Annotated in this window: 28 protein-coding genes; 14 read left to right on the top strand and 14 right to left on the bottom strand. The window is 61.9% G+C overall.

Annotated features, from left to right (window positions below; all coding sequences use genetic code 11):
* Positions 1-52: 52 nt before the first annotated feature.
* On the bottom strand, positions 53-295 hold the full coding sequence (locus GKIL_RS10060; RefSeq protein ID WP_144080370.1) for a hypothetical protein: 243 nt from the start codon (positions 293-295) through the stop codon (positions 53-55).
* 224 nt (positions 296-519) lie between these two features.
* Here GKIL_RS10060 and GKIL_RS10055 point away from each other — a divergent pair, with 224 nt between their 5' ends.
* Both GKIL_RS10055 and GKIL_RS10050 read left to right on the top strand, forming a co-directional pair.
* A complete protein-coding gene (locus GKIL_RS10055) occupies positions 520-1,425 on the top strand; it encodes a TerB family tellurite resistance protein (protein WP_023173443.1) in 906 nt (301 codons plus the stop codon).
* 72 nt (positions 1,426-1,497) lie between these two features.
* Positions 1,498-2,139 carry a DUF4142 domain-containing protein gene (locus tag GKIL_RS10050; protein WP_023173441.1) on the top strand — a complete coding sequence of 214 codons (642 nt, stop codon included), beginning with the start codon at positions 1,498-1,500 and terminating at the stop codon, positions 2,137-2,139.
* Positions 2,140-2,145: 6 nt separating this feature from the next.
* Here the strand turns inward: GKIL_RS10050 and topA are convergent, their stop codons facing one another.
* A complete protein-coding gene (gene topA, locus GKIL_RS10045) occupies positions 2,146-4,440 on the bottom strand; it encodes a type I DNA topoisomerase (RefSeq protein WP_023173440.1) in 2,295 nt (764 codons plus the stop codon).
* A 280-nt stretch (positions 4,441-4,720) separates the two neighbouring features.
* Here topA and GKIL_RS10040 point away from each other — a divergent pair, with 280 nt between their 5' ends.
* Positions 4,721-5,332 (top strand): MarC family protein, encoded by a 612-nt coding sequence (locus tag GKIL_RS10040; protein WP_023173439.1) that lies wholly within the window; start codon positions 4,721-4,723, stop codon positions 5,330-5,332.
* A 146-nt stretch (positions 5,333-5,478) separates the two neighbouring features.
* Here GKIL_RS10040 and GKIL_RS10035 read toward each other — a convergent pair whose 3' ends face one another.
* The 6 genes from GKIL_RS10035 to hpnA all read right to left on the bottom strand — a co-directional run bounded on the left by GKIL_RS10035 (position 5,479) and on the right by hpnA (position 11,518).
* The gene (locus GKIL_RS10035) at positions 5,479-6,507 is read right to left on the bottom strand and encodes an IS110 family RNA-guided transposase (RefSeq protein ID WP_023171280.1); all 1,029 of its coding nucleotides are present in this window, start codon (positions 6,505-6,507) and stop codon (positions 5,479-5,481) included.
* A 291-nt stretch (positions 6,508-6,798) separates the two neighbouring features.
* Entirely contained in the window at positions 6,799-7,767 is a 969-nt protein-coding gene (locus GKIL_RS10030) for a PhoH family protein (protein ID WP_023173438.1), read from the bottom strand.
* Between the two features lie 26 nt (positions 7,768-7,793).
* On the bottom strand, positions 7,794-8,456 hold the full coding sequence (gene rnhA, locus GKIL_RS10025; RefSeq protein ID WP_023173437.1) for a ribonuclease HI: 663 nt from the start codon (positions 8,454-8,456) through the stop codon (positions 7,794-7,796).
* Positions 8,453-9,454: a threo-3-hydroxy-L-aspartate ammonia-lyase gene (locus GKIL_RS10020; RefSeq protein ID WP_023173436.1), complete on the bottom strand. Its 1,002-nt coding sequence runs from the start codon at positions 9,452-9,454 to the stop codon at positions 8,453-8,455. The genes rnhA and GKIL_RS10020 overlap by 4 nt, the downstream gene beginning before the upstream one ends.
* Before the next feature lie 37 nt (positions 9,455-9,491).
* Positions 9,492-10,511 carry an adenosyl-hopene transferase HpnH gene (hpnH, locus tag GKIL_RS10015; RefSeq protein ID WP_023173435.1) on the bottom strand — a complete coding sequence of 340 codons (1,020 nt, stop codon included), beginning with the start codon at positions 10,509-10,511 and terminating at the stop codon, positions 9,492-9,494.
* 8 nt (positions 10,512-10,519) lie between these two features.
* Positions 10,520-11,518, bottom strand: a complete 999-nt coding sequence (gene hpnA / locus GKIL_RS10010; RefSeq protein ID WP_023173434.1) for a hopanoid-associated sugar epimerase — start codon at positions 11,516-11,518, stop codon at positions 10,520-10,522.
* A gap of 170 nt (positions 11,519-11,688) precedes the next feature.
* Here hpnA and GKIL_RS10005 point away from each other — a divergent pair, with 170 nt between their 5' ends.
* Together GKIL_RS10005 and GKIL_RS10000 are read left to right on the top strand one after the other, a co-directional pair.
* Positions 11,689-11,967 carry a ribbon-helix-helix domain-containing protein gene (locus GKIL_RS10005; RefSeq protein WP_245595923.1) on the top strand — a complete coding sequence of 93 codons (279 nt, stop codon included), beginning with the start codon at positions 11,689-11,691 and terminating at the stop codon, positions 11,965-11,967.
* On the top strand, positions 11,964-12,263 hold the full coding sequence (locus tag GKIL_RS10000) for a type II toxin-antitoxin system RelE/ParE family toxin (RefSeq protein ID WP_023173432.1): 300 nt from the start codon (positions 11,964-11,966) through the stop codon (positions 12,261-12,263). Before GKIL_RS10005 ends, GKIL_RS10000 begins: the two co-directional genes overlap by 4 nt.
* A gap of 135 nt (positions 12,264-12,398) precedes the next feature.
* Here GKIL_RS10000 and GKIL_RS09995 read toward each other — a convergent pair whose 3' ends face one another.
* Complete coding sequence (locus GKIL_RS09995) at positions 12,399-12,821, bottom strand: type II toxin-antitoxin system VapC family toxin (RefSeq protein WP_041244618.1); 423 nt, start codon at positions 12,819-12,821, stop codon at positions 12,399-12,401.
* Between the two features lie 6 nt (positions 12,822-12,827).
* A complete protein-coding gene (locus tag GKIL_RS09990; RefSeq protein WP_023173430.1) occupies positions 12,828-13,076 on the bottom strand; it encodes a FitA-like ribbon-helix-helix domain-containing protein in 249 nt (82 codons plus the stop codon).
* Between the two features lie 123 nt (positions 13,077-13,199).
* Here GKIL_RS09990 and GKIL_RS09985 point away from each other — a divergent pair, with 123 nt between their 5' ends.
* On the top strand, positions 13,200-13,580 hold the full coding sequence (locus tag GKIL_RS09985; protein WP_023173429.1) for an ArsR/SmtB family transcription factor: 381 nt from the start codon (positions 13,200-13,202) through the stop codon (positions 13,578-13,580).
* Entirely contained in the window at positions 13,577-15,505 is a 1,929-nt protein-coding gene (locus tag GKIL_RS09980) for a heavy metal translocating P-type ATPase (RefSeq protein WP_023173428.1), read from the top strand. Before GKIL_RS09985 ends, GKIL_RS09980 begins: the two co-directional genes overlap by 4 nt.
* A 50-nt stretch (positions 15,506-15,555) precedes the next feature.
* Here the strand turns inward: GKIL_RS09980 and GKIL_RS09975 are convergent, their stop codons facing one another.
* Positions 15,556-16,716 (bottom strand): FG-GAP repeat domain-containing protein, encoded by a 1,161-nt coding sequence (locus GKIL_RS09975; RefSeq protein ID WP_023173427.1) that lies wholly within the window; start codon positions 16,714-16,716, stop codon positions 15,556-15,558.
* Between the two features lie 319 nt (positions 16,717-17,035).
* Here GKIL_RS09975 and GKIL_RS09970 point away from each other — a divergent pair, with 319 nt between their 5' ends.
* The 7 genes from GKIL_RS09970 (at position 17,036) to GKIL_RS09940 (ending at position 24,632) form a co-directional block, all read left to right on the top strand.
* A complete protein-coding gene (locus GKIL_RS09970; RefSeq protein ID WP_023173426.1) occupies positions 17,036-17,236 on the top strand; it encodes a hypothetical protein in 201 nt (66 codons plus the stop codon).
* Between the two features lie 3 nt (positions 17,237-17,239).
* On the top strand, positions 17,240-17,599 hold the full coding sequence (locus GKIL_RS09965) for a VOC family protein (RefSeq protein ID WP_023173425.1): 360 nt from the start codon (positions 17,240-17,242) through the stop codon (positions 17,597-17,599).
* 66 nt (positions 17,600-17,665) lie between these two features.
* Complete coding sequence (locus GKIL_RS09960; RefSeq protein ID WP_023173424.1) at positions 17,666-18,094, top strand: BlaI/MecI/CopY family transcriptional regulator; 429 nt, start codon at positions 17,666-17,668, stop codon at positions 18,092-18,094.
* Positions 18,095-18,097: 3 nt separating this feature from the next.
* Positions 18,098-19,015 carry a M56 family metallopeptidase gene (locus tag GKIL_RS22595; RefSeq protein ID WP_023173423.1) on the top strand — a complete coding sequence of 306 codons (918 nt, stop codon included), beginning with the start codon at positions 18,098-18,100 and terminating at the stop codon, positions 19,013-19,015.
* 76 nt (positions 19,016-19,091) lie between these two features.
* Positions 19,092-20,528: an efflux RND transporter periplasmic adaptor subunit gene (locus GKIL_RS22590; protein WP_023173422.1), complete on the top strand. Its 1,437-nt coding sequence runs from the start codon at positions 19,092-19,094 to the stop codon at positions 20,526-20,528.
* 15 nt (positions 20,529-20,543) lie between these two features.
* A complete protein-coding gene (locus tag GKIL_RS09945; RefSeq protein WP_023173420.1) occupies positions 20,544-23,687 on the top strand; it encodes an efflux RND transporter permease subunit in 3,144 nt (1,047 codons plus the stop codon).
* A gap of 36 nt (positions 23,688-23,723) precedes the next feature.
* A complete protein-coding gene (locus GKIL_RS09940; RefSeq protein ID WP_023173419.1) occupies positions 23,724-24,632 on the top strand; it encodes a hypothetical protein in 909 nt (302 codons plus the stop codon).
* On the opposite strand, the gene arsC is transcribed toward GKIL_RS09940, so the two are convergent.
* From arsC to GKIL_RS09925, 3 genes are read right to left on the bottom strand one after another with little or no spacing between them, the layout of a single operon-like run.
* On the bottom strand, positions 24,614-25,066 hold the full coding sequence (arsC, locus tag GKIL_RS09935) for an arsenate reductase, glutathione/glutaredoxin type (RefSeq protein ID WP_023173417.1): 453 nt from the start codon (positions 25,064-25,066) through the stop codon (positions 24,614-24,616). The two genes, GKIL_RS09940 and arsC, sit on opposite strands and share 19 nt — an antisense overlap.
* Positions 25,063-25,794 (bottom strand): MIP/aquaporin family protein, encoded by a 732-nt coding sequence (locus tag GKIL_RS09930; protein ID WP_023173416.1) that lies wholly within the window; start codon positions 25,792-25,794, stop codon positions 25,063-25,065. Before GKIL_RS09930 ends, arsC begins: the two co-directional genes overlap by 4 nt.
* On the bottom strand, positions 25,791-26,237 hold the full coding sequence (locus tag GKIL_RS09925; protein ID WP_023173415.1) for an ArsI/CadI family heavy metal resistance metalloenzyme: 447 nt from the start codon (positions 26,235-26,237) through the stop codon (positions 25,791-25,793). The genes GKIL_RS09930 and GKIL_RS09925 overlap by 4 nt, the downstream gene beginning before the upstream one ends.
* Positions 26,238-26,246: the final 9 nt, after the last annotated feature.

Genomic DNA, 26,246 nt, shown 5'->3' with positions numbered 1-26,246 from the left:
CAATGGCTCGCCCTATTCTAAGGCGGTTGTCGGGGTTTGGCCGATCGAAGGATCAGTGCGTGGCCAGCAGATCGCGCGAGGGGCTCGTGCGCTCGATGGCGGCCTTGCGCTGCCGCCCGTGGTGGCGCTGCACCTGGACGAGGGCGTAGACGCTAAAGAGCAGGCTGCCTGAAATCAGCGCACCGAATAGCACCGTCGCCGCCTGGCTCTGCAAAATCCAGAGATTGGCGAGCAGGTACAGGCTGGCAATGGCCTGGAAGACGAACGCTGTCCGCACAGAATTCAACGTATTCACCAAAAGTTTCTCCTGGATAAAATCATTGCTATCCTTGCCGATCCTATGGGTAGCCGCAGTCTGGCCGAAAGAGCAAAATGTCAAACTTATTGGTCCGCTGACCATCTGCTTTCAGAAAAGTAAGCAACGATGAAGGGACGCTCAAAAATTGCAACAATATCGCGTTTCTTTGCGGGAGCCTGGGCGCATCTTTAGACTGGAAGGGTTGCCCTGGAGACCCATCGATGGCTGCCAGCCCCTTTCAGCTCGCTCTACTCAAGGTGTTGATTGCGATTGGCTGGGCGGATGGCGAGTTCAGCGAGAGCGAGCGGGCTCTGGTGCGCCGGTGGATGGCCGAATTTTCGCTCAGCGAGCAGCAATGCAACTACCTGCGCTACTACCTTGAGCAGCCCACGACGAGGCAACAGGCCGAAGCGTTCAGCCGCGAGCTGGTCGAGGCCGCCCACAGGCCCGAGGAGCGGGAAGTGGCCCTGGAGCGGCTGCGGCAGCTTGCCTGCGCCGATGAGCGCTTAGACGAAGCCGAAAAACGCTTTCTGGAGGAGGTGAGCGCTCTTTTTGCCAGCGCCGGCGATCTGGGATTGTTTGCCAACCGATTGCGCGGCTTTTTTGCCGTCCGGCCCTTCAAGATCCAGCGCTCGGCGGACGCCCACCTGGCGGAACTGGAAGCGGAACTGCTCTGGCTGTGGAAGGAGCGCGATCACCCCGGTGGTGACTTTGCCCGCCATCTCAAGGCAGGCGGGCAACCGAGCGACAGGCAGCGGGCGCTGCTGTTCGTCGGTGCCCTCGCCGGTTGTACCTGGGGTGAATTAAAAAGACCCCTGCCTGCTGCCACCTCCTGCATCCGCGAGTGCCTGCGCCTCGAAGACGAGCAGGCCGAATTCGTCGAGCAGATGCTCAGCGATCCCTACGTGCGGAGCCTGGACCGGGCGCGGCTGGTGCGGGGGGTAGAAAATTATGCGGACCGCCCCCTCGCTCTGGGCCTGGTCGAGCTGCTGTTTTGTCTGGCTGCCACCGACGGCACGATCGATGACGAGGAGACCGAGACGATTCGGGGGATGGCGCTCGGGCTGAAGGTGACGCACCGGATGTTTATCGACAGCAAGCTGCGCTACGGTAGGAAGCAACCTTAAAACCCGATTCAGCGACCGGCGGTGGGCAGGATCTGCCCCGGCTGGAGCGCTTTCCCTCACGGTGAATAGCTTATGCCCAGATTTTTTTTGCTCCCCCTCGGTCTGGTGGTTGGACTTTTGGGCGCGACGCCTGTGGTTGCCCAGCTACCCGCTTCCGAAGGCAACAGACCATCGCCGGAGCGGCGTCAGAGCACTTCTGAAGCGGACGCTTCGATTTTGCGCACCCTCGCTGAGTACAACATCCGCCAGATTGCCCTGGCCCAACTGGCGATGCAACTGAGCACCAATTCTCAACTCGTAGGCTACGCCCGCCAGCGGCTCATCGAGTACAGCACCCTCGATCGCAAATTAACGGAACTGGCCCAGCTGCGGCAGCTCAAACTGCCCCGCTCGGCGCGGACGCTCTCCAGCACTGCGCGCGAGGCGCTGCTCGACATCGACAGCCGCCTGTCGGATCTGCGCACGCCCCTGTTTGATCAGGCGTACCTCGATGCGCTCAACAGCGACGATCAAGCTCTTGCCGAAACACTTCAACCCCAGCTGGAGAAGACAGAAGACGCCGAGATCAAAACTCTCGCAAGCCAGAATCTCGAAAAAGTAAAAGCCCAGCAGGCGAAGGTGGCCCCAGTCGCTAAAGTGATTGCGGCGGCAGTGACAGCCCAGAACAAGGCCCAACAGGCAGCCCAGAAACCGGCAGCAAAGACGCCGAAGTAGAGCTTTCTAGCCCGTCAGCAACTCTTCTGCCTCGGCCTGCTCGCTCTCCGGCAGAATCTCGGAGGCCGGGGCGACGAACTTGCAGTGGCTGCAGGCGACCATGTCCTCGCCGCGCTTGCGGGGCTTGAAGAGCAAGATCGAATCGCACTCCGGACAACGGGGTTTTTCGAGGGGCTTGCTCCAGAGCACAAAGTCGCAGTCGGGGTATTGATCGCAGCCGTAGAAGGTCTTGCCCATCTTGGATCGGCGCTCGACGATGTGCCCTTTGTGGCACTTGGGGCACTCGATGCCGGTGGATTTGGGCTGGCTCTTGCCGCAGGCCGGACACTTGAGATATTCGCCGTAGCGACCGTAGGTGATCGTCATCGGCTCGTGGCTGCAGTGGTTGCAGCGCACGCCCTCGGCGGGCCGGTCCTTGGGTACGGGCTTATTGTCGCGGGTGAGCTGGTGGGTAAATTCGCACTCCGGATAGCCCGAGCAGCCTAAAAAGTTGCCGAAGCGGCCATAGCGGTTGAGCAGTGGCCGTCCGCAGCGCTCGCAGAGATAGTCGGTGACGATCACCACCTTCTTCATCTCTTCGTCGGCGACCTTGAGTGTCTCGATAAATGGCCCATAAAAATCGGCGAGTAGCTGCGTCCAGCGCTGGGAGCCCTTCTCGACCTCGTCGAGCTGCGCTTCCATCGTCGCTGTAAAGCGCGTATCGACGATATTTGGAAAATGCTGGACCAGTTCCTCGTTGACCTTCATCCCCAGGTCGGTGGGCACCAGGCTGCGGCCCTCCTTGTTGACGTAGCCGCGCTCCTGGATGGTGGCGATCGTCGGAGCGTAGGTGCTGGGGCGACCGATGCCCTGCTCTTCGAGCGCCTTGACCAGGGTCGCTTCGGAGTAGCGGGGCGGCGGCTGGGTAAAGTGCTGACGGGGTTCGACCGCGAGCAATACGAGCGCCTCGCCCTCGGCGAGCACCGGAGCGGCAGAGGCCGATTCGTCCTCGGGAGCGTTTTCTTCGCGCGCTTCTTCGTAGACGCGGGTGTAACCGTCGAAGAGGGTGCGGGTCACAGCGACGCGAAACAACCCTTCGTGGCGGCTACCCGGCACTCTGGCGGCAATTTCGACCGTGCGGGTCTCAAGGGTTGCCGCTGCCATCTGCGAGGCGATGAAGCGCTGCCAGATCAGGCGATAGAGCTTGAACTGATCCGGAGTAAGGGATTTTTTGATCCGATCGGGGGTGTTGTTGATGTCGGTGGGCCGGATGCACTCGTGGGCGTCCTGGGCTCCCTTTTTGGCACCGTACTGGCGGCGGCGGGCGGGCAGGTAGGGTTTGCCGTAGGCGCTCTGGATAAATTCGCGGGTTGCATCTTGCGCTTCTTCGGCGATCCGGGTGCTGTCGGTGCGCATGTAGGTGATGAGCCCCGACGGTCCCTCTTCTCCCAGTTCGATGCCCTCGTACAGTTGCTGGGCGATGGCCATCGTCCGTTTGACGGTGAGGTTGAGGGCGGAGGCCGCCTCGCGCTGGAGGGTGCTCGTGATAAAGGGCGGCTGGGGCTCGCGGGCGCGCTCGCGGGTCTTGACCGATTCGACCTGGGCTGCCGCTCCCGCCAGAGATTGGACCACTGCCTGAGCCGCCTGCTCTGTGGACAGATCAGGTTTTTTACCGGCCCAGCGCACCAGATCCGCCGTAAAGGCCGCCGCCTGCTCGGAGGATGCCTGGCGAAACTGGCCGTGGATCGTCCAGTACTCTTCGCTCACGAACGCCTGGATGTCCTTTTCACGGTCGCACAATAGCCGCACCGCCACCGACTGCACCCGGCCCGCCGAGAGGCCGCGCTGCACCTTCTTCCACAAGAGCGGGCTGAGCTTGTAGCCCACCAGCCGATCGAGGATGCGGCGGGCCTGCTGGGCATCGACCCGGTTGATGTCGATGTGGCGCGGGTGGGCGACGGCGTTGCGGATCGCCTGCTGGGTAATCTCGTGGAATTCGATGCGCTGCAGCCGGTCGTCCGGGATTTCGAGAATCTGAGAAAGGTGCCAGGCGATCGCTTCCCCTTCGCGATCCGGGTCCGGGGCGAGGTAGACGCGCTCGGCCCCCCGCGCCGCCCCCCGCAACTCCTCGACGACGTCCTCTTTTTTAGGAATGACTACGTACTTTGGCGCAAAATCTTTTTTGACATCCACGCCCATCTCCTTTTGCGGCAGATCGCGGATGTGCCCGGCAGAAGCTTTGACGATAAAGTTTTTACCGAGAATCTTGCTGATTGTCTTGGCTTTGGCTGGAGATTCGACAATAACGAGCGATTTGGCCATCGATTTTTGGGTGTAAGGCGAGGCGAACGGCAACTACGACGGAGCCTTGGAGGCTGAACTTGCCATCAGCTTAACTGCTCTTGAGAAGTCGGAAGGTATCATACACCGGTTCTAACCGCTTCCCGCCCGGCCACGCAACTGCCCCAGGGGGACAGAGACCGGGATCACGCGATCGCTGCCGCTGCCCGCTGCGAGAGCCCCAGGCCCTGCGTTGACGTTCGGTTGTAGCAAAAGCTACAGTTGAGTGAGGATATTTCAAATTGTTACGGGGTGAACGGCAATGTGGGACGTGCTGGGCTCTGCCGCCGGGACTTTCCTGGCGCTGTTTCCGGTCACTGACCCGCTCGGTGCGGTGCCGATTTTTTATGGTTTGACAAGCGCGGCTTCGGCGGCGCACCGCCAGCGTCAGGCGCGCCTGACGACGCTGCACGTGATCTGGCTGCTGGCGCTTTTTTTGGTGGCGGGCAGGCTGCTGTTGGAATTTTTCGGCATTTCCTTTGCCGTGCTGCAGATCGCGGGCGGTTTACTGGTTGCCCACACCGGCTGGCAGATGGTGAGCGCTCACGAGGATGAGGAAGTCGTTGCCCAGCAGAGTGCCGGCGCTGACATTGCCTTCGCACCGATGGCGATGCCGCTGGTGAGTGGCCCAGGAGCAATTGGGGTAGTGATCGGGCTGTCGGGCAAAGCGACCGGCTGGACGGACTACCTTGGTTCGCTTATCGGTATTGGCCTGGTGGGCGGTGTGCTCTACCTCAGCTTGCTTTTGGGTGAACCAGTTCTCCGGTGGCTGGGCCGGACCGGTACCCGCGCCTTCAACCAGATCCTCGGCTTTTTGATCGTTGCCATCGCCCTGCAGCTGATGGCCAACGGCGTCGTCGAACTGCTTAAGTAGCGGTCTGTCCCCCACCCCTCCACACCCCCCCTGCCCCCCACTCTCCTCCTCCTGCCCCCCGAATGGGGGGCTGCCCCGCCGGGCAGAGGAGAAGAGATACGGTATTGAGAGTCAAGCAGCCTCCTCCTTTCTTCTCTTCCTCCGCCCTACTGCAAGCAAACCAACCTGCCGTGCTCTGCATCGAAAGGCGTGTCTGTTTTCACAACCGCCCAGGCAATGTGTAAGAGTTTGCGAGCCGCAGCGCAAAGCGCTACCTTTGCCGGTTTACCGGCTGCTCGTAGCCGCTGGTAAAAGCTTTTAATCTGCTGATTGCAGCGGATCGCACTCAAGCTCGCCATATACAGCGCCGTGCGTAAGCGGGCATTGCCTGCATGGCCGATGCGCTCTGGTCTATGAAGGCTGGTGCCGCTACGATGGGAGCGGGGAGCGAGACCCGCGTAGGCCACCGCCGCTTCCACCGTTGCACAGCAGCCGAAGTTGAGGGTACTCACCAACACCCACCCAGCGGTGACAGACCCAATGCCTTTGATAGTGCGCAGCTTGGTTGCAGCTTGATGCCAAAGCGAGTCTTGGGCGAGCAGCGCTTCTAGCTGAGCTTCCATCTGCGCAATCTGCTCATCGAAGGTGTGGCTCAACTGCTCCAGACTCGCTTGTACCGCCGCCACCACCAACGGAAATTGCCGCAGAGCGTGCAACTGGTTGTGCAGTTGTTGGCGTTGCTGCAGCAAGGCATCGCGATGCTGCAGGCGCTGTTGGAGTTGGTAATAAATCTCAGGCGGCGGCTGCCAAAGACCAGGTTGCAGGGCGGCAGCGAGTTGGGCAAGCGTCTGGGCATCAAGCGCATCGCTTTTGGAACGCTTGAGCAGTGCCCTGGCAAAGTAATGAGACTGAGCGGGGTTGACCACACTGACGGCAAAACCTTTGAGCGCCAGAAATGTGGCCAGTCGCATCCAGTAGGAGCCTGTGGCTTCGATGACCACTAACACCTCAGCGGCGGTGGGACAGACGGCGAGTAAGCGTTCGGCCAATTGGCAGTGTCCTTCGGGGGTTTGGGGCAGTGTGATGGCAGCGGTAGGCTTTGCGTGGGTGAGCAGCCAGGCGGCAGTGACAGTGAGTGCCGCCACATCAATACCGACAAATAGCTGATAGTCGTTTTGTGAACCGTCTCGCTGCATGAGTGTCTCCAGTTGAAGCTTCAGAGGAGGTAGGCAAGTTCCGCAGGACGGCAAAAGTCTAGCCTCGTGATACGTGGTCAGTGCCACTCGATACGGTTCAGCTTTGCCGGTCCTTGATAGCGGGGGACAATCTCTTCCACGCGGTCAAAGCCGCAAGGGGGGGCACAGTCCTCACCGCTACCTTGGAACCAATAGCAATATACGAGGGGGGGTTCACTGTAACTGGGCTGCCGATGGGCAGGGTGAAGTCAGTTTCAGACTTGTCTTACCGGGGGGGGTGGGAGGTCAGGTCTAATCCGGCTTCTGGACCGCCTCGTAGTGCTCGTAAGCTTCGATGATGCGCTGGACGAGGGGGTGGCGCACCACGTCCTCGCGATTAAATTCGCAAAAGGCAATGCCGCGCACACCGGAGAGAATGCGGCGAGCGAGTTGCAGGCCCGAGCGCGTTCCAGCAGGCAGGTCGGTCTGGGTAATGTCGCCGGTGACGACCATCTTCGAGGCGTTGCCCAGGCGGGTGAGCATCATCTTCATCTGCTCGCCGGTCGTGTTTTGGGCCTCGTCGAGGATGACAAAGGCGTTGGCGAGGGTGCGGCCCCGCATGTAGGCGAGGGGTGCAACTTCGACCGTGCCCCGGTCCATCAGCTGCATCAGCCGCTCCGACTCGACAAACTCGTAAAGGGCGTCGTAGAGGGGCCGCAGGTACGGGCTTACCTTTGCCTGCAGATCGCCCGGCAAGTAGCCGAGCCGCTCGCCCGCTTCTACCGCCGGGCGCGTCAGGATGATCCGCTCGACCCGCTTTTCTTGCAGGGCAAGGACCGCCTGGACCGCCGCCAGGTAGGTCTTGCCCGTACCGGCTGGGCCGATGCCGAAGGTGAGGTCGTGCTTTTGAATCGCCTGGATGTAGCGCCACTGGCCCAGGGTGCGGGTGTAGAGCGATTCGCCCCGCCGGTTGACGGCAATCACCGTGCGCTGCAGCCGCCGCAACTCCTCGGTCTGGCCGGTGCTCACCGCCTGGTAGGCGCTCGAAAGATCGACGTTGGCGATCCGTCGCCCCCGCTGCCAGAGATTCTCGAGATTTTGAATAATCTGCTGCGACATCTGCACCTGCTCGTCGGTCCCGGCAATCAGTAGATCCTGACCGCGCAACACCAGTTGCGCTCCCGTCCGCGCCTCCAGCTCCCGCAAGTTCTCTTCGGCGGGTCCAGCCAGGTTGAGGGTGCTGGAAATGTCGGGCAGGTGAATGGTCAGGTTGTCGGACATTCAGACGCTTGCATACTACAGATATACTACGACTTTAGCGCTTCGGGTGGGTAACTGGCCATCCCCCACTCGGCGAGGACGGTGCGCTCTTCCTCCGGGCTGCGGCACTTTTTATAGCGCGCCTTTGCGACGCCCTGCACCCTGGCCTGGCAGGCGGGCCAACTGCTGAAGCGCTCGATCTGGCCATCGATCAAGCTGAGATAGGTAATACCGTCTGAGCGGGGAGCGCTGGTTGCAAAAGCAGCAGGTTCGACAGCGGGCGGCACCGGTCTGCGGGCAGCGGCAGCCTGGGCCAGATCGTTTGCCCGCTCGTTCTCAGCATGGCCGCGATGGCCGTAGACGTGTTGCCACTGCACCCGGCCCGCCGCCACTTTTTCGAGTGCTTCCCAGAGGTCGCGGTTCTCGACGGGCTTACCGGCGGCGGTGCGCCACTGGCGGCGTTTCCAGCCGGGCAGCCATTCGCTCATGCCTTTGATGACGTACTGGCTATCGGAGATTACCGTCACCGGGACAGTAGCGCCCACGCGGCGCAGCCCCTCGATCACGGCCTGCATCTCCATGCGGTTGTTGGTGGTCTGGGCCTCGAAGCCGCTGTATTCTTCGATTTGATCGTCCTGCAAGATCAACGCCGCCCAACCGCCGGGGCCGGGATTGCCCAGGCACGCGCCATCGGTAACGATCCGGATCATCCTCTGGGCTCGCCTTCTAAAAAGCTCTTATCAGCGTAACCTGCCATCGCCCCCACATCGACGTTGCCGCCACTGACGATCACTCCGACGCGCTCGCCCTTGCGGGCAACTTTTCCTTCGAGCAGAGCGGCAGTGGCGAGGGCTCCGGTGGGTTCGACGACGATCTTGAGTCGCTCCCACAGAAAAAACATGGCCCGGACAATCGCTGCTTCTTCGACGGTAACGATGTCGTGGACGTAGTGGCGGACCAGAGCAAAAGTGATCTGGCCTAGCGACGGGGTGCGCGCCCCGTCGGCGATCGTGTCGGGGTTGTGGACGGTGTGCAGAACGCCGGTGCGAAACGAGCGGGCTGCATCGTCTGCCTGGGCAGGTTCGGCCCCGATCACCCGGCAGGTAGGGGCGAGGGCGTGGGCGGCGATGGCTGAGCCGGAGAGCAGACCGCCGCCGCCGCAGCAGACGACGAGCACATCGAGGGGAGCAGCCTGAGAAAACAGTTCCCGCGCCGCCGTGCCCTGACCGGCAACGACCTGCGGGTGATCGAAGGGCGGGATCAAGGTCGTGCCCCGTTCGGCGATGAGCTTTTCGGCAACCGCCTCGCGGGTAGTGCGGCGGCGGTCGTAGAGGATCACCTCGGCCCCGTAGCCCTCGGTGGCCCAGCGCTTGATCCGGGGAGCATCCTCGGGCATGACGATGAGCGTCGGAATGGCGAGCAGTTGACCGGCGAGGGCGACGGCCTGGGCGTGATTGCCGGAGGAGTAGGCAATCACGCCCCGCTGTCTCTGCTCATCGGTGAGTTGGGAGAGGGCGTTGTAGGCACCGCGAAACTTGAAGGAGCCGGTGCGCTGAAAGTTCTCGCACTTGAAGTAGACCTGGGCACCGCTGAGCGCATCGACGGTGCGGGAAGTGAGGACCGGTGTCCGGTGGGCGACACCAGCGAGCCGGTGGGCGGCAGCCTCGATGTCGCCGTAATCGACAGGCAGAGTACCGGGCGTTGTCACGGCTGGTTCTTGCGGGAACAGTACCGGGTAGTCGAAATCAACGGCCCGTGAGCAGGTTGGCCGCCATGCGCGGCAACCGGTGCAGTTCGAGGGCGTCGAGGGCGGCGGTCGGTTCGTAGCCGCAGTGCATCATGCAGTCGCGGCACTGGGGATGCCCGCTTTTGGGCCCATAATCTTCCCAGCGGGTGTTATCGAGCAGCTCCTGCCAGCTTGCGTAGTGGCCCTCGTTGAGCAGGTAGCAGGGCTTTTGCCAGCCGAGCACACTGTAGCTGGGCATCCCCCAGGGCGTGCAGTCGTAGTCTTCGAGTCCTTCGAGAAAATCGAGAAACAGGGGGTTGTGATTAAAGTTCCACTGGTTCTCACCGGCCCGGTAAGGAGCAAGAATGGCGCGAAACAGGGCACGGGTCTGCTCGCGCTGCAAAAAGTGCTCCTGATCCGGTGCCCACTCGTAGCCGTAGGCGGGCGAGACCATCATCCCATCTACGCCCAGGCTCGTCAGAAAGTCGAAGAACTTTTGCACCTGGGCCGGATCGGTGTCGTTGAAGATAGTCGTGTTGGTCGTCACTCGAAAGCCCCGCGCCTTGGCGGCCTTGATCGCCCGCACGGCGATCTCGAAGACACCTTCTCGATCGACGGCCCGGTCGTGCTCGTGGGCAAGCCCGTCGAGGTGGACGCTGAAGCTGAGATAATCCGAAGGGCGAAACTTGTCGAGGCTTTTTTCTAGCAAGATGGCGTTGGTACACAGGTAGACGAACTTGCCCCGGTCCACCATGCCCTCGACGATCTGGTCGATCTGGGGATGGAGGAGCGGTTCACCGCCGGGAATCGTCACCACTGGCGCGCCGCACTCTTCGACGGCCCGGAAGCATTCTTCGGGGGTGAGGTGCCTGCGCAAAATCTCGCTCGGGTGCTGGATCTTGCCGCAGCCAGGACAGGCGAGATTGCAGCGAAACAGCGGTTCGAGCATCAGGGCCAAAGCAAAGCGCTTGCGGCCTGAGAGGCGCTGCTCGATCAGATATTTGCCGATCTCGACGACCTGCTTGAGACTGACTGCCATGCGTAGACCTACCCCCCGGCGGCACCGGCGTATCCGTTCTTCAAAAACCAGTCTACGGCATCTTCGAGGGCCAACCGTACCGGCGTCTGGGGCAGGTCCAGTTCGCGCACTGCTTTTGTGGCGTCGTAGTACATCGTCTGGGCGGCCATGCGCACCGCGTCGATGGCCACAGCGGGCGGGCGACCGGTGAGCGGTGCCAGCAGCTGCTCATCGAACCAGGCCACTCCGAGGGGCAACCACTCAGGCACGGTGAACTGGGGGGCGGCAATACCTGTGATCCGTTCCAGTTCGTCAAAGAGCTGCTTGAGCGAGAGGTTGCGATGCCCGAGGATGTAGCGCTCGCCGGTGCGGCCCCGCTCGAAGGCCGCCAGGTGCCCGGCGGCCACATCGCCCACGTGAATGAAATTGAGGCCCGTCTCCAGATAAAAGGGCATCTGGCGGCGCAAGAAGCGCAGGATAATCTCCCCCGTGGGCGTCGGCTTGCTGTCCCAGGGGCCGATAGGAGCCGCCGGATTGACGATCACCACGTCCTGTCCGCTCTGGACAGCGCGCTTTGCCTCCTGCTCTGCCCAGTACTTCGACTGCTTGTAAGCGCCGATGAGCTTTTCGGGCGGACTCTGGTAGGTCTCGTCGGTGAGCGGACCACCCACGCCGATGGCCGCCACCGAAGAAGTATAGACTACCCGCTCCACTTGCGCCCGCCGCGCCGCCGCCAGCACGCTGCGGGTTCCGAGCACGTTCGAGCGCCAGAGCACTTCTTTGTCGGCCTGAAAAAGACTGTAGTGGGCCGCGACGTGGAAGACGGCCCGGCATCCCGCCATCCGAGCTGCCAGGTCGTCTGTGAGCAGGTCGCCTTCGACGAGATCGACATCGAGTCCTGCCAGGTTGCGCGCCTTCGTCCGATCCCGCACCAGAGCCCGCACCCGCCAGCCTTGTCTGAGCAACAAGCGCACCAGGTTAGCACCGATAAACCCGTTGCCGCCGGTGACGAACGCCAACTCATCCATTCATGCTCAGCCTCCAGGAGAACACCCCAGCATCCCAGCTTCACCATCAAAAAGCAAAATCGCGTCCTGCCGCAACGCCGACCTTTACATGATGGAGAAGTCTGCGATAGTGCCTGTATCGCTCCGTAGTGAGAGCTAAGATTCTGGCTTAGCATAGAAGAAAAATCTCGTTGGCTACTACCGTGAGCATCCATCTAACTCCTGAGCAGGAAGTTTTTGTTCGCACAAAGCTGCAGTTAGGAAAGTATCAATCTGCAGAGGAAGTACTCGAAGTTGCCCTGGGTCTGCTCGATGCTCATGACAGGGCAGAGTCCGAGTGGGTTGAGCAAGTGCGTGAGAAAATTGATGCGGCGATCTGTACCTCTGATAGCGTTCCCGCAGTAGACGGCGAGTCAGTTATTCACGATATCTTACATAGACTGCAACAGCGACACCAGATCCAGGGATGAGTCGTTATCTGCTCAACGCGCTTGCTATCCAGGATCTCGAAGAAATCAGCGACCAGTTTGCCAAAACAAGTATTGAAGCAGGCGAACGGTTTTTCCAGGAGTTTCAACGCAAGTGTCGGTTACTCGTCTCTTTTGCAAATAGCGGAAAAAGCTATAATTTTATTCGTCCCGGTCTCCGAGGCTTGCCAGTGGATGGATACATTATTTTCTACAGACTCTTAGAAGACGGGGTTGAGATTCTGCGCGTTCTGAGTGGCCGACGCGATCTACCAGCGCTGTTTCAAAAGCCTGAATAGAACGCTCGAATTTCAAAATCGTATATCTGCCTGGTTGCAATGTTTTCCTCTTCGCAGAGAGCATTTGAGTACTATCGAAAGGCAAAATCACATCCTGCAGCAATACAGTTTGTTCAGTCACTGTCTGATGCAACCTCAGCTACCCTGCCAGGGGCTGATGAGGGAGAGCTGGCAATCTGTAAAATCACGGATATTGCGGGTAGCCAGGGTCGCTGCCTGCGCTCGGACAATTGCTGCAATTTGCGCATCCGCCTGAGCAATCGGTTTTCCGAGCTTCCGGCGCTGAGCTACAAGAGGACCATACAGCACAGCAGCAGGGCTATCGAAGGGGAGAATGCGCCGGTAAAAATCCTGCTCGAACATCTGACGAACAGCGCTCTCCAGTTGTGTTCGTCGCTGTCCTGCTTCCAAAAGCGCAACACCATAGGAGATCTCAGCCTCGGCAATGCTGGTTGTAAATAATTCTTGCGGATTTTGCTGAGCTACCCATGCCATAACGGCTGGATGGGGAGTAGACCGCATCAGTTCAGATAAAACATTCGTATCGAGAATAATCACTATCACTCAATCATCGAGCCAGGCAGGTTGCTGTACTGGTTCTCGCGCTATCTCGGGCAGGTCAAATCCCCCCAGATTAGCAAAGCGCCGGTGGACCTGCTCAGCCAGATTGGTGCCAGCAGGTGGATCCTCGCTCAAAACTGCAGACAGGATCACCCGTACCTCCTCTTCCATCGAGCGTCCATTGTGCGCTGCTCGAATCTTTAACTTTGCCTTCAAAGCGTCACTCAGGTTGCGAACGATCAGGCTTGCCATCGCGAGGGCTGGAGTATTGCTATCAACGATAGCACTGTTCGCGGCGGTCTCGCCTGGGCAGCGTTGTAGAGCAAATACTTGAATACTTGCTCAAATGTTTGTTTCATGCCTTAGACTGGGAGTATGGCAAAAGCTTTGATCAGCGACACCTGCGAGAGCGTCGGTCTGCACCCGGAGGGGGTGGGCCGGGCGGTGGCGCGGCTGGAAGTGTTTGGCGATGGGCAGGATCTAGCAGAGTTGTTCGCTGCCTTCGGCGATCCGACCCGTCTACGCATTCTCACGGCTTTAAGCGAAGGCGATCTGTGCGTGTGCGATCTGAGCGCTGCGCTCGGGATGACGGCCTCAGCGGTCTCTCACCAGTTGCGGCTGCTGCGCTCGCTGCGGCTGGTGCGCTCGCGCCGGGAGGGGCGGGTCGTCTACTATCGCCTCGACGACGAGCATGTACTCAATTTACTCGCCCAGGGCGAGGCCCATGTCCGGCATCACAGTAGAGGGCAATCATGACGACACAGACGGCAATATCCTCTGGACGGCTGCTGCTCAACGCCGATGTACTGGCCGCCCTCGGCTGTGCGGCGCTGGTGCTGGGAGGCTGGCTGGCACTGCAGGCGGGGCTCATCGTCCCGGCGCTGGCGGTGCTCTTTGCCGCCTACCTCGTCGGCGGTCAGGGACCGGCCCGCGAGGGTCTGGAGACGCTCTTGCACGAGCGCGAACTCGACGTGGATCTGTTGATGATCGTGGCGGCCCTCGGAGCGGCGGGTCTGGGCCTCTGGCAGGGGGAGTACCACTTCATCCTGGACGGGGCAATCTTGATTTTGATCTTTGCGGTGAGCGGTGCCCTCGAAAGTTATGCGATGGAGCGCACGGGCCGCGACATCAAAAGTTTGATGCGCCTTGCCCCCGACCAGGCGACCGTTCAGCGCGGCGGTGAACTTGCCCGCGTTGCCGTAGCCGATCTGGCCATTGGCGATCGGGTGCTCATCCGGCCCGGTGAACTGGTGCCCACCGATGCCCGCATCGTCGAGGGCACCAGCGCCCTCAACCAGGCGGCGATCACCGGCGAGTCGCTGCCGGTCGATAAGGGGCCGGGCGAGGTGATCTACGCCGGTACCCTCAACGGCAACGGCACGCTCATCGCCCAGGTGGACCAGCCTCCCCAAAGCAGCCTGTTGCAGCGGGTGATTCGCCTGGTCGAGCAGGCCCAGAGCGAGGAGCCCCCCTCGCAGCGGTCGATCGAGCGCTTCGAGCGACTCTATGCGCGTGCTGTAATCGCCGTGGCGCTGGTGCTGGTGCTGGTGCCGCCCGTGGCGGGTTTGTGGGACTGGCAGACGGCTATCTACCGCGCCTTGATCTTTCTGGTGGTCGCCTCGCCCTGCGCGCTGATGGCGGCGACGATGCCCGCCTTGCTCTCAGCTATTGCCAACGGCGCAAGAAACGGCGTGCTCTTCAAGAACGCTGCCCAGGTGGAGACACTGGGCCGGGTGCGCGCCGTCGCCTTCGACAAGACCGGCACGCTCACCGTGGGTCAGCCCCAGGTAACGGGCATTTTTGCAGCAGCTGGCGAAACGGAGCAGACGGTGCTCCGGCTTGCCGCCGCGCTGGAGGCGGGCTCCGAGCACCCGATAGGTAAAGCGATCGTCGATTCGGCCACCGAGCGCGCCATCGCCTTCCCGCAGGCCAGTGCCGTCCAGGCGCGGACCGGCCTGGGCATTGCGGGGCAACTGCCGGATGGAACGGCGATCCGGGTAGGGCGTCTTGGATTTGTCTTACCGGATCGTCCGGTGGAAGAAGCGCTCAAAGCCTGGAGTGACGAGCGTGAAGCCCAGGGCCAGACGGTGATCTGGGTGGCTGCTGATGCACGTCTTACAGGAGCGGTAGCGGTGGCGGACCGGGTGCGGCCCGAGGCAAAAGGGGCGGTCGAGCAGTTGCGGCGGCTGGGGATCGAGCACATTGTCATGCTGAGCGGCGACAATCTGCGGGCTGCCCAGACGATCGCCGACAGCCTCGGTATCAAAGAAGTGCGCGCTGGTCTGCTGCCGGAGGACAAGGTCGAGGCAATCCGCCGGCTCCAGAAGCAGTACGGAATTGTAGCGATGGTGGGCGACGGCATCAACGACGCCCCAGCCCTCGCCCAGGCGGATGTTGGCATTGCGATGGGCGGGGCGGGCAGCGATGTTGCCCTCGAAAGCGCAGACGTGGTGCTGATGGCCGACCGCCTCGAAAAACTCTTTGACTCGCTGCACCTCGGGCGGCGAGCCAGAAGCGTCGTGCGCCAGAACGTTGCCTTTGCCCTGGCAAGCGTCGCAGTATTACTGGGGGCCAACTTTGCCGCCGATCTCACCCTGCCTCTGGGCGTTCTCGGTCACGAAGGTTCGACGCTGCTCGTCACCCTGAGCGGCCTCAGGCTGCTGGTTGGCTCCAGAAGTTAAACTCGGCATCCTTGGGTTGCTTCTCCCGGTAGGATAGCAAGCCATGCTCGCTAGGGACTACTGTTCCGAAAAATGACTACCTCATTCAAGTTGGGTAACACCGCAGCAACGTCGAGATTGCCGTCACCATCGAAATCGCCGTTTACCAGGCTGGATGGGAAACTGGCCGTCGGCACGAAAGTTCCCTGATCCGCTGGAAAGTTCCCGTCCCCATCGTTGAGAAACACTTTAAGGCCGTCATCGAACGTAAAGCCAACCACAACATCGAGATCGCCATCACCATCGAAGTCGCCCAGGGTTGTCCCCGTCGGATATCCGAAGCCGCCGAAACGGTCAGTCTCGCTGAAGCTGCCACTGCCGCTGTTCTTCAAAATACAAGTTGCAGAGTAGTCGTAGATCCCGTTTCCAGTCGCCACCAGATCCAAATCGCCGTCGCCATCAAGATCCCCGAGCAAGACTGTGCGCACATAGGTTGGATCTAGTTGAGCAAAGGTGGAGAAAGTGCCGTTACCCGCGTTGCGTAGCAGGAGTAGGCCAGTGGATGATCCAAAATCGGATACTGCCAGGTCGAGGTCCTTGTCACCGTCCAGATCGCCGATCGCTACCGAACTGGCGTTGATATATCTACTCAAGCGACGCTCGACACCGCTAAACTGACCACTGCCCAGATTCTTGACAATAGTGATGCTGCTGCTGGAGGAGTTGGCCGATACCAGATCCAGGTCACCATCGGCGTCGAGGTCACCCGCCGCCACCGCGACTGGTTTCTGACCTACCGGAACCTCAATAGGAGCTGCAAAAACTCCCCTGCCACTGTTGAGGAGCACCGAGAGCGAACCACCATTCAGATTGGCTGTTATCAGATCTAGATCTCCATCGCGATCGAGATCGGCCAAGATAACGGCGGTGGGGCAGTCTCCAACCGGCAAGGAGCGGACTCCGCGCAGGCCGAGAAATGCAGCACTCCGTCCCAGGTTGGGTAGAAGCGTCACCGTATCGGTATTGCAGTTAGCAGTGACCAGGTCCGGGCGACCGTCGCCGTTGAAATCTCCGGCGGCCAGGCCGGATGGCTGTCCCGGTATCGGTATACTGCGCAGGAGGGTGAAGGGTACCGTCTGCCCCACTGCCCTGCCTGGGAACAGACCGCACGTCAGTAGACAGACTGCGCTCAGCGAGAACCAGGAGTGCTTCATCGAGTAGTGAATGTCCATCGAGTATCTCCAGAAAGGCTGCAGCGAACGGTTGGAAAAATTGAAACAGGAAGGCCATGCATGGCGCAGCACCCGTAAAGACCCACAAAACCGGCCCCGAAGCGATCCCCCAGGGGCTGAAGTCTACCGGCAGCCGGACTGATACTACCAGGCTCGCTGCCGGTGCGGCAAGGAGGTGGCATCACTCAATATGTAATACTTAGTTCTAAAGATTATCTGTGAAGACATTCTTACCAAAATGGTAGCTAGATTAAGAACTTGAGGTGGGAATCTGGAGAAAAAGTGCTTCAGCTCCCTCCTCCAGTACAAAGCGTAAGTCATGAACGAGACGCGTAGCCTGGATCAAATCGAGTGGGACAACCCCGGCTTCTGGCTCACCTGCCGCTACGACCGCGAGGGAGCCGAGTACGCCATCATTTATCGCGACCGGCAAGGCGAGCGCCGGCACGTCCACTGCCGCTCAAAAGACCAGCTGCAGGTGCTTATCGACCGCCTGCGGGCAGCTCATCATTCTGGCTAGTCGATGCAGATTCAAGCGGTGCATCTTGAATTGCGCGCAACGGACCTGTTGCGCTCAGAGCGGTTTTACCACCAGCTTTTTGACGCGCCGCCCACAGTGAATCACAGCGCGGGATTCGTTCTTTTTACTGTCTACGGCGCGGAACTACTGGTGCTGCCGGGGACGGTCGTGCCGGTGCGCTTCGGTTTTCGGCTTGCCCGGCAGGCGGACCTCGATGCGCTGGCCCGTAGATGTTCTGCTCGTAGCCTCCCCTTCGAGCGCCGCCAGTTTGACCATCCGGCCCTCGCCAGGCGGGAAGTTGCCCTCAATTTTGTCGATCCCGATGGACACCGCTGCTCGTTTTATCTGCTCACCCAGGGGTAGGTACCAATTTGCTGGCACTGCAAAGTCCCGCGCCTTAGGATAAATGGGCAGGTACCGGCAACGACGATGCACGAAATAGACCGGGGCAGGGAGGCGCAGCGCCAGCCACTGGTGCGCACCGCGCAAAGCGGCCTCAAAAAGCTACTGGGCGATCAAGAAGCCGAGATCATGGAGCAGGTCTGGGCGATGGACGGGCCGGTGCTCGCCCGGCAGGTCCACGAGGCGATGCCGGGAGGGGCGAAGCTGGCGTACTCGACGGTCGTCTGTACGATGGGCCGTCTGGTCGCTAAGGGACTATTAAAAGTTACCAATCCCTCGACCAAGCCTTATCTGTACGTGGCGACGATTGGGCGTGAGGCATTTATCGAAACGTCGGTGCGCCGGGTTCTCGCCTCGCTCGCGAAGGATTTTCCGGCGGCGGTGGCCGGGTTCTTGCAAGGTAGTGAGAACCTGTCGCCGGAGTTGGGCGAATTGCTCTCGCATCTGGAGGATTGAAGGATGCCTCTGGACATTGAACGCCTGGTGCCGTTGCTCATGGCCGCCTTCGCTTACGGCCTGGTGCTGGTTCTCACCCGCAAACAGGCGGGACCGGTGCGCTCTTACGCGACCCTCTTGGTCGGTGCTTTTGCCTTCAGCTTTGCCCTGTGGCACCTGCACGGGGACGACGTGGCTGCCGGTCAGGGCGGTTCTGCCTGCCTGCCTCTTTGGGCACTGGGAGGAACGGGTCTTTGTGCCGCCAGCTTCGCGTGTGGTTTTCTCCTGCGCCAGTACCGCTTTGGAGCTTCTCTGGAGGCGTGGTCGCAGCCGGTGCCCTCCGAAATTGCCGCGACACTGGCGGACCTTGCTCCCCGTCTAAATCTCAAGCGCACACCCGAGGCGCGGCTGATTCCTTCAGACCGGCCACTGGCCTGCGTCGCAGGACTGTTCCGGCCCCGACTCTATCTTTCAAGCTGGATGGAGGACAATCTCGGTCCGGAGGAGCTGGAAGGGGTGCTCGCTCACGAGCTGGCCCATATTGCCCAGCGCGACAACCTGATCGCCTTTGTAGCCACGACACTTCTGGGAGCGGCTGCCTGGCTGCCCACCAACTGGCTCGCCTGGCAAAACCTGTTCACAGAGCGCGAACTGGCAGCCGATGCGCTGGCTGTCGCCGTCACAGGCAAGCCCGTTGCCCTGGCGCGGGTGCTTCACCGGGCCGCCTGCGCCAACACAGCTCCCTCTGGGGTGGCCTGTGGGCTACTGAAAAGTGCCACAGCCGAACGGCGCATTCGGCAGCTCGTCGCCCTGCACAAGGGCGGTACCGGTGCCGCGAAGGAAGCCCGACAGTGGTCCCGGATCTGGAAATTGACACTGCTGGTGCCGCCTGGTCTTGCCTGGCTCATCTTTGCTCTGCCCCACCTGCTGGAGCTGCCTTGAAAATCTTTTGCACCCTCTGCAAAACAGGCTAAAGTTGGTTGAGCGATGGCGGCAGGCTTGTTCTGGAGCGATCGAGATGGAAGCGCGAGGCAGGGTCTGGTTTCTGGCGGCGGTGGTAGTACTCGCCCTTGCGGTTCCGGCTGGGGCGCACGGCGGCCACGACGACGCTTTCGAGCAGCATCAGGCGGCGGAGGCGGTGCGGGTGGCACCCGATGTCCAGAAGGCGATGGGCCTGGTCGTCCGCCCGGTCCAACAGCGCCTGCTGAGCAGTGGCCTGGCAGTCAACGGCAAGATCGAGGCGATCCCGAGCCATTCGGCGGATGTGAACGCACCGCTGGCAGGGCGGGTGCTGGCGCTCTACGCGAGCCGGGCCCAGGCGGTGCGCACCGGCCAGGTACTCGCCACCCTCGATAGTCCTGAGATCCGGCAACTGGCGGTCGAGGCGGCCCGCAGCAGGGTGCAGGCGCGCACCGCTTTTAAGCAGGCAGAAGCGCGGCTGGCCCTGGCGGAGGCGAATTATCAGCGCGAAAAAGACCTGCTCACAAAAGGAATTTCGGCGCGGAGGGATTTTCAGCTGGCGGAGGCTGAGCGCAACCAGGTGCGGGCTGACCGGGAGGCGGCACGCGCCCAGGTCCAGCTTGCGGACGCGCTTCTTAAAAGCCGCCTCAGTCAGTTGGGCCAGCGCGGGGTGAGCGCCCGCGCCGACGGCATCGTTGCCCTCGCCGCTCCTGTGGCGGGGGTCGTCGCCGAACAACGGGTGACAGCGGGCGAGGCGGTCGAACCCGGCAAGCCACTCTACAAGATCATCGATCTGACAGCAGTCTGGGCAACGGCGGCGGTCTACGAAAAGGACCTCGCCCAGGTCCGGCCAGGGGAGCCGGTCGAGGTGAGTGTCGCGGCCTATCCGAATCGAACGTTCCGGGGCCGGGTGGCCTCCGTCGATCCCGCCATCGATGCGGACACGCGCACGCTCGGGGTGCGGGCAATTCTGGCCAACCCGGACGGGCAACTCAAGCCCGGCATGTTCGCTACCCTGCGCCTGGTGACAGGCAGAGCCTCCAGGGCGGTAGCGGTAATCCCCCGCACGGCGGTGATCGACGCCGATGGCCAGAAGCTCGTCTACGTCCAGAAGGGCGAGGCTTTCGTTCCAACCGAAGTGCAACTGGGACGGACGGACGGGGAGGATCTTATCGAGGTCAAAGACGGCCTGGCTCCAGGCGATAGGGTCGTCACCCAGCGCGCCTTTCAACTGCGCGCCCAGGCGCTCAAAGGGAGTCTGGCAGCCGAGGAGAGTGCTTCTGGTCAGGTGAGCGCCGAAAATTCTGATTCTAGACCCACAGCAAAGGCAGACAGGGCGGCGTTGCCCTGGTGGAGCTGGGTCGTCGGAGGTGTCCTGATCGCTGTGGGTTCCTTTGTTGCCGGGGTGGGGGTGGCGCGACGCACTGGCCGCCCGGCAGCGCCAGCCGCTCGTCCACCGGCGGGGGTGTCCTCCTCCCGCCCTCCCCAGCGCTAATCGAGGAGGAACGGGATGCTCAACCGCCTGATCCTCTGGTCGCTGGCCCAGCGCTGGCTGGTGGTGATCGCTTCGGTTGCCCTGCTCATCTTTGGCACCGCCACGATCGTGCGGCTGCCCCTCGATGTCTTTCCCAACTTTGCTCCGCCCCAGGTGGTGATCCAGACCGAAGCGGTGGGACTCGCCCCAGAAGAAGTAGAATCTCTCGTCACCCTGCCCTTAGAAAGCGCCCTGGGCGGCCTGCCGGGCCTTGTGGACATTCGATCGAGTTCGTCGGTGGGCCTCTCGGTGGTGACGATTGTCTTTGGCTGGAACACGGACATCTTCCGCGCCCGCCAGCTCGTCACCGAGCGGGTCGATCAGGTGGTGCCCCGCCTGCCCCAGGGCGCAGGCGCGCCCATCCTCTCGCCCATCAGTTCACCCGTGGGCGATGTGATCAAGTACGCCCTCACAGTCGATTCCGACATAAAAGTTCCAAAACCGACGGCTCTACTGGATCTGGCGGCGATCGCCAACTGGCAGATCCGCAACCGGCTTTTGGCGGTTCCTGGCGTCACGCGGGTGCTGGTGCTGGGGGGAGGCGAGCGGCAGTACCAGGTATTGGTAGAACCGGTGAAGCTCAAACAGTACGGCGTCAGCCTCAATCAGGTGACAGAAGCGGTGCGGCAGGCAAATGTCAACGCTGCGGGCGGCTTTTTGCAGACGCCGGATCGGGAATTTTTGATTCGGGGCGTCGGGCGGATCGCCTCGCTGGCGGACCTGCGCACCTCGGTGGTCGCGGTGCGCCAGGGCGTTGCGGTGCGCCTGGCCGATGTCGCCCGCATCGCGATCGGTTCGGGTGTACGGCGGGGGGACGGTTCTTTTGACGGCAAACCCGCCGTGATTGTCACCGTTACCCGCCAGCCTTTTGCTGACACGCCCACCGTCACCCGCGCCGTCGAGCAGGCGATGGCGGAGTTGCAACCGACCTTGCCGAAGGATGTGAAGGTGACGACGACCTTTCGCCAGCAGGATTTTATCGAGACCTCCGTGGGCAACGTGGTGGACGCCCTCAGGGATGGGGCGCTCATCGTCGCGGTGATCTTGATTTTTTTTCTGGGCAACTGGCGGACGATGCTCGTCACCCTCGCCGCCCTACCGCTGTCGATCGGGTTGGGGCTGCTGGCGCTCAATGCCTTTGGGGTGGGCCTCAATACGATGAGCCTGGGAGGTCTGGCCATCGCCCTGGGAGAAGTGATCGACGATGCGATCATCGACGCGGAGAACGTCTATCGCCGCTTGCGCGAGAACGCCCGCTCGCTCGATCCCCAGCCCGCCCTCAAGGTGATCTTTCAGGCGTCGGCCCAGATTCGCAGCTCGGTGGTCTTTGCAACGCTCATCCTCTGTGCGGCGATTGCCCCGGTCTTCGTTCTTTCTGGAGTGGAAGGGCAGATCTTCACGCCCCTGGGCCTCGCCTACGGGCTCTCGATTCTCGCCTCGCTCTTGGTGGCGCTGACGCTGACACCGGCGCTGTGTTATCTGCTTCTGGCCGACCGGCCCCTGCCCACCGAAGAGACGCCCACCGTCCGCCTCCTCAAGCGGCTCTACCGCCCGATTCTTACCTGGGCACTGCGCCACCCGGCTCCCGTTTTGGGCGGCTCGCTGCTCGCTTTTGGGCTCTCCCTCGCCTTGATCCCCTCCTTAGGCCGCACCTTTTTGCCCGAGTTCCAGGAGCGCAGCCTGGTGATCGCCGTCTCGCAGCTCCCTGGCGCTTCGCTCGCCTCCACCCAGCAGATCGGGGCGGCGATGGAAAAAGCGCTGATCCGCCACCCCGAGATCGAGACCGCCCAGTTTCGCGCCGGTCGCGCCCCCGGCGACGACGACGCGGGCGGGGTCAACTTCGGCGAACTCGACGTGCAGATTGCCCCCAACGCCACCGATCGCGAGAAAGTGCTCGCCACGATCCGCGCCGAGTTGGGCCGCTTTCCTGGGGTGGCCGTCAACGTTGGCGGCTTTATCTCCCACCGCATCGACGAAGTGCTCTCCGGCACCCGCGCCGCTGTCGCAATCAAGCTCTTCGGGCCGGATCTGGACATCCTGCGCACTAAGGCAGCCGAGATTTCTCAGCTCATGAAGAACATAAACGGCGTCGTAGATCTGCAAATAGAGCCCCAGGTGCCGGTCGAGCAGTACACCGTGCGCTTCGATCGATCGGCGGCGGCCCGCTATGGCCTGAGCGTGGGCCAGATCGCCGAGCAGATCGAGACGGCCTTTAATGGCCGGGTCGTCTCCCAGGTCCTCGAAGCGCAGCGCCTCTTCAACCTCGTCGTCTGGCTCGCTCCAGAGGCGCGCAACCGGCCCGAATCGCTGCAGGCGCTCGTCCTCGACACCCCAACCGGACAGAAAATTCCGCTCTCCGCCGTGGCCACAGTCGTCCTGGGCGAGGGACCAAACACGATCAACCGCCAGAACGTCTCGCGGCGGATCGTCATCTCTGCCAACGTCTCCGGGCGCGACATCGGATCGCTCATTGCCCAGGCGCGGGAGAAGATTGCCGCCCAGGTACAATTGCCCAGCGGCTACTACCTCCAGTACGGCGGCCAGTTCGAGGCCCAGGAGCGGGCCACCCGCGAGTTATTGCTCTTTGGCCTGCTCGCTTTGCTGGTCGTCGTCTTTTTACTCTATCGGGCGGTTCGCTCGCTGCGGGCCACTTTGCTCATCCTTGCCAATCTGCCCCTCGCCCTGATTGGCGGCATCGTCGCCGTCCGGCTCGGCGGCGGGGTGCTCTCGGTGGCCTCGCTGGTGGGCTTTATCACCCTCTTTGGCGTCGCCAACCGCAACGGCATCATCCTTGTCACCACCTACTACCAGCGCCTGGCGGCGGGAGAAGCTGTCGAGGACGCTCTCATCGAAGGCACCCTCGAACGGCTCTCGCCCGTGCTGATGACCGCCCTCACCGCTGCTCTAGCGATGCTGCCCCTGATGATCGGGGGCGGGGCGGGCAAAGAAATTCTCCAGCCCCTGGCAGTCGTCGTCTTTGGGGGGCTTTTTACCTCCACCGCCCTGACGCTGGTAGTGATCCCGGCCCTGTTCGAGCGCTTCGCCGCTCGCAGGCCGCCCGTTTTCGACGATTACGCTTACCGGATCGAAGATGCGGGTGTGCGGGTCGATGGAGAATAATCGCTTTTGTCTAGATATACCGACGAGGGAGAAAAGATGTCGATACGCAAGCTGGCAGTGCTTCTCGTCCTGGGTGGAATGGCCGCCATCCCCGCCCTGGCCCACGGCCCGCACAGCCTGGAGTCAATGGCGATGCCGGGGGCGACAAAGACGACCAGCAGCAGCCGCGCCACCGTTTCACCTGCTCAACTGAAGCCGGGTAAGCCGCAGGCGATGCTGATTTTTGTGCGCGACGGCAGGGGGAGGCCCGTCGAGCGCTTTGCCCTCCAGCATGAGAAACTGATGCACCTGATCGTGGTCAGCGACGACCTCACCTTCTTCGATCACCTCCATCCGCAATACGTCGGCGGGGGCCGCTTTCGGGTGACGGCGAATCTGCCTGCCAGTGGCAGCTACACCGCCTTCGCCGACTACCTGCCCCAGGGAGGCAGCCCGCAGGTGAGCGCACTGCACCTGCAGGCCGGGTCCGGCAGCACCGCTTCAGTTCCCCTCACCCCAGACAGCCCTTTGAGCAAGCGCGCCGGCGATCTGACTGTCACCTTGAAGCTGGATTCCGGATCGATCGCGCCTGGCCGACAGACGCCCCTTACTTTTTTCATCAAAGATGGGAACGGCAATCCCGTAACCGACCTGCAGCCCTATCTGGGAGCGATGGGTCATCTGGTGGTGATCCGCCAGTCTCCGGTTCTTACCGCCGCCGATTATCTGCACGCCCATCCGGAAGATCAAGGCGGGCACAGCATGGGTGCGATGGCCGAGATGCACCATACCCACGGTGAGAGGCAGCAGATGGCCGGTATGGACCAGATGGCTGCTTCTCAGAAGGCAGAGCCTGGCAGTGTGAGCTTTAAGACCGTCTTTCCTGGACCGGGCACCTACCGACTCTGGGCACAGTTTCAAAGAAACGGCAAAATAATCACCGCCGATTACACGATCGCCGTCTGAACCGGCCCGCTGCCGGGGGGGCTTTTCTCTTCGTCGCCTGGGGCGTGGGTGGATACCAGGGCGCTCACCCGCGCTTTGATTTCATCGCGGACGCGGCGAAAAGTTTCGATCGGTTGACCGGCGGGATCGTCGAGCTGCCAGTCCTCGAAGATGTCGCGCAGCAGCCAGCTTTCCGGCAAGTTCACCCCGCAACCGCAGAGCGAGATCACGATGTCGAAATTCTCGGGCTGAAAATCGCTCAAAGGTTTGGAAGTCTGGCCTGAAATATCGATGCCTACCTCGGCCATCACGGCGATAGCCAGGGGCTGAACGAAGCTCGATTGCAAACCACTGCTTGTCACTTCGATGGACCTGCCTCCCAGCGCTCGGGTAAATCCTTCGGCCATCTGCGAGCGGGCTGAATTCTGCTTGCACACAAACATCACGCGCTTCATAAATATTTCTCTCTTTCCTGTTTGTTCCGAGGTTCGTCCGTAGCGCTGCCCAGCCAGCGCCATACCTGCCCTGCGATGAGGGCACCGAGTATTGGTGCTAGCCAGTACACCCAGTGCGCCTCCCAGGTCCAACTCACCAGCGCCGGGCCGAAGGAGCGGGCCGGGTTCATCGAAGCGCCGCTCACCGGTCCACCGAAGGCCGCCTCCAATCCCACCGTCAGACCGATGGCTATCCCTGCGAAGCCCCTCAAGGCTGCCGGATTGAGGGCCGAGCCGCAGATGACGATGAGCAGCATGAACGTGAGCATCAGCTCCACAGCAAACGATTGTGCCCAGTTTCCTGCGAGCGGTACTGTCGCCCCGAGCCGGGCGGCACTGCCGAAGCAAGCCCGCACCGCGACGCTGCCGATACTGGCAGCGATCAGTTGCACCAGCACAAAACCGGGCACCCGGCGCGCCGGAAACTTTCCGAGCGACCACAGGCAGAGGGTGACCGCCGGGTTGAAGTGCGCACCGCTGATGGGGGCGAAGGCGTAGATCAAAGCTCCGACCACCGCCCCAAAGACAAAGCTGACTCCAAGGTGGGTGACTGCCCCGCCGGAGATGGCATCGACCACCACCGCCCCCGTCCCGGCATAGACCAGGCAGAAAGTGCCAATTGCCTCGGCCAGCAACGCTTTCAGGAAGTGTGGATTCTCCTTCCAGAACGGCAGCCGCCCTGTATTCATTCGCAGCAGGCTGGTGCGCAGCAGACAGCGGCAGAAGTGATCTGCGGCGCAGCTGTGGCCAGGCTATCCGCTTCCTCCAGGCGCAGCCAGAACTCCCACTCGTGCCCGTCCGGGTCGCTGAGCCAGAATTTATCCGCGACCGCATAGCAACAGGTGACCGCTTCCTCGACCCGCAGCGCAAGGCCAGCCGCTTCGGCCCGTTCTCGCCAGCCCGCCAGCTCACTAGCTTCTAAAAATTCGACGCCGAAGTGCTCGCCGCCTGTCCGCCTCCCTTCCCGACCGGGTGCCAGGACAACGGCCAGGTGCAACGCCGGGGCAGTGAGCCGGAAGTTGGCGTAGTCGGGGTAGTGCTTGGTCGGCTCCGTGGCAAAGACGGTGCTGTAAAAGCGCACGGAGCGGTCGATATCGGCAACGTCGAGGCTGATGTGGGGTCTGAATGGCATGGCTTTCTC

Source organism: Gloeobacter kilaueensis JS1 (genome assembly GCF_000484535.1).
Classification (GTDB): domain Bacteria; phylum Cyanobacteriota; class Cyanobacteriia; order Gloeobacterales; family Gloeobacteraceae; genus Gloeobacter; species Gloeobacter kilaueensis.
This window is presented reverse-complemented; position numbering and strand designations above follow the sequence as displayed.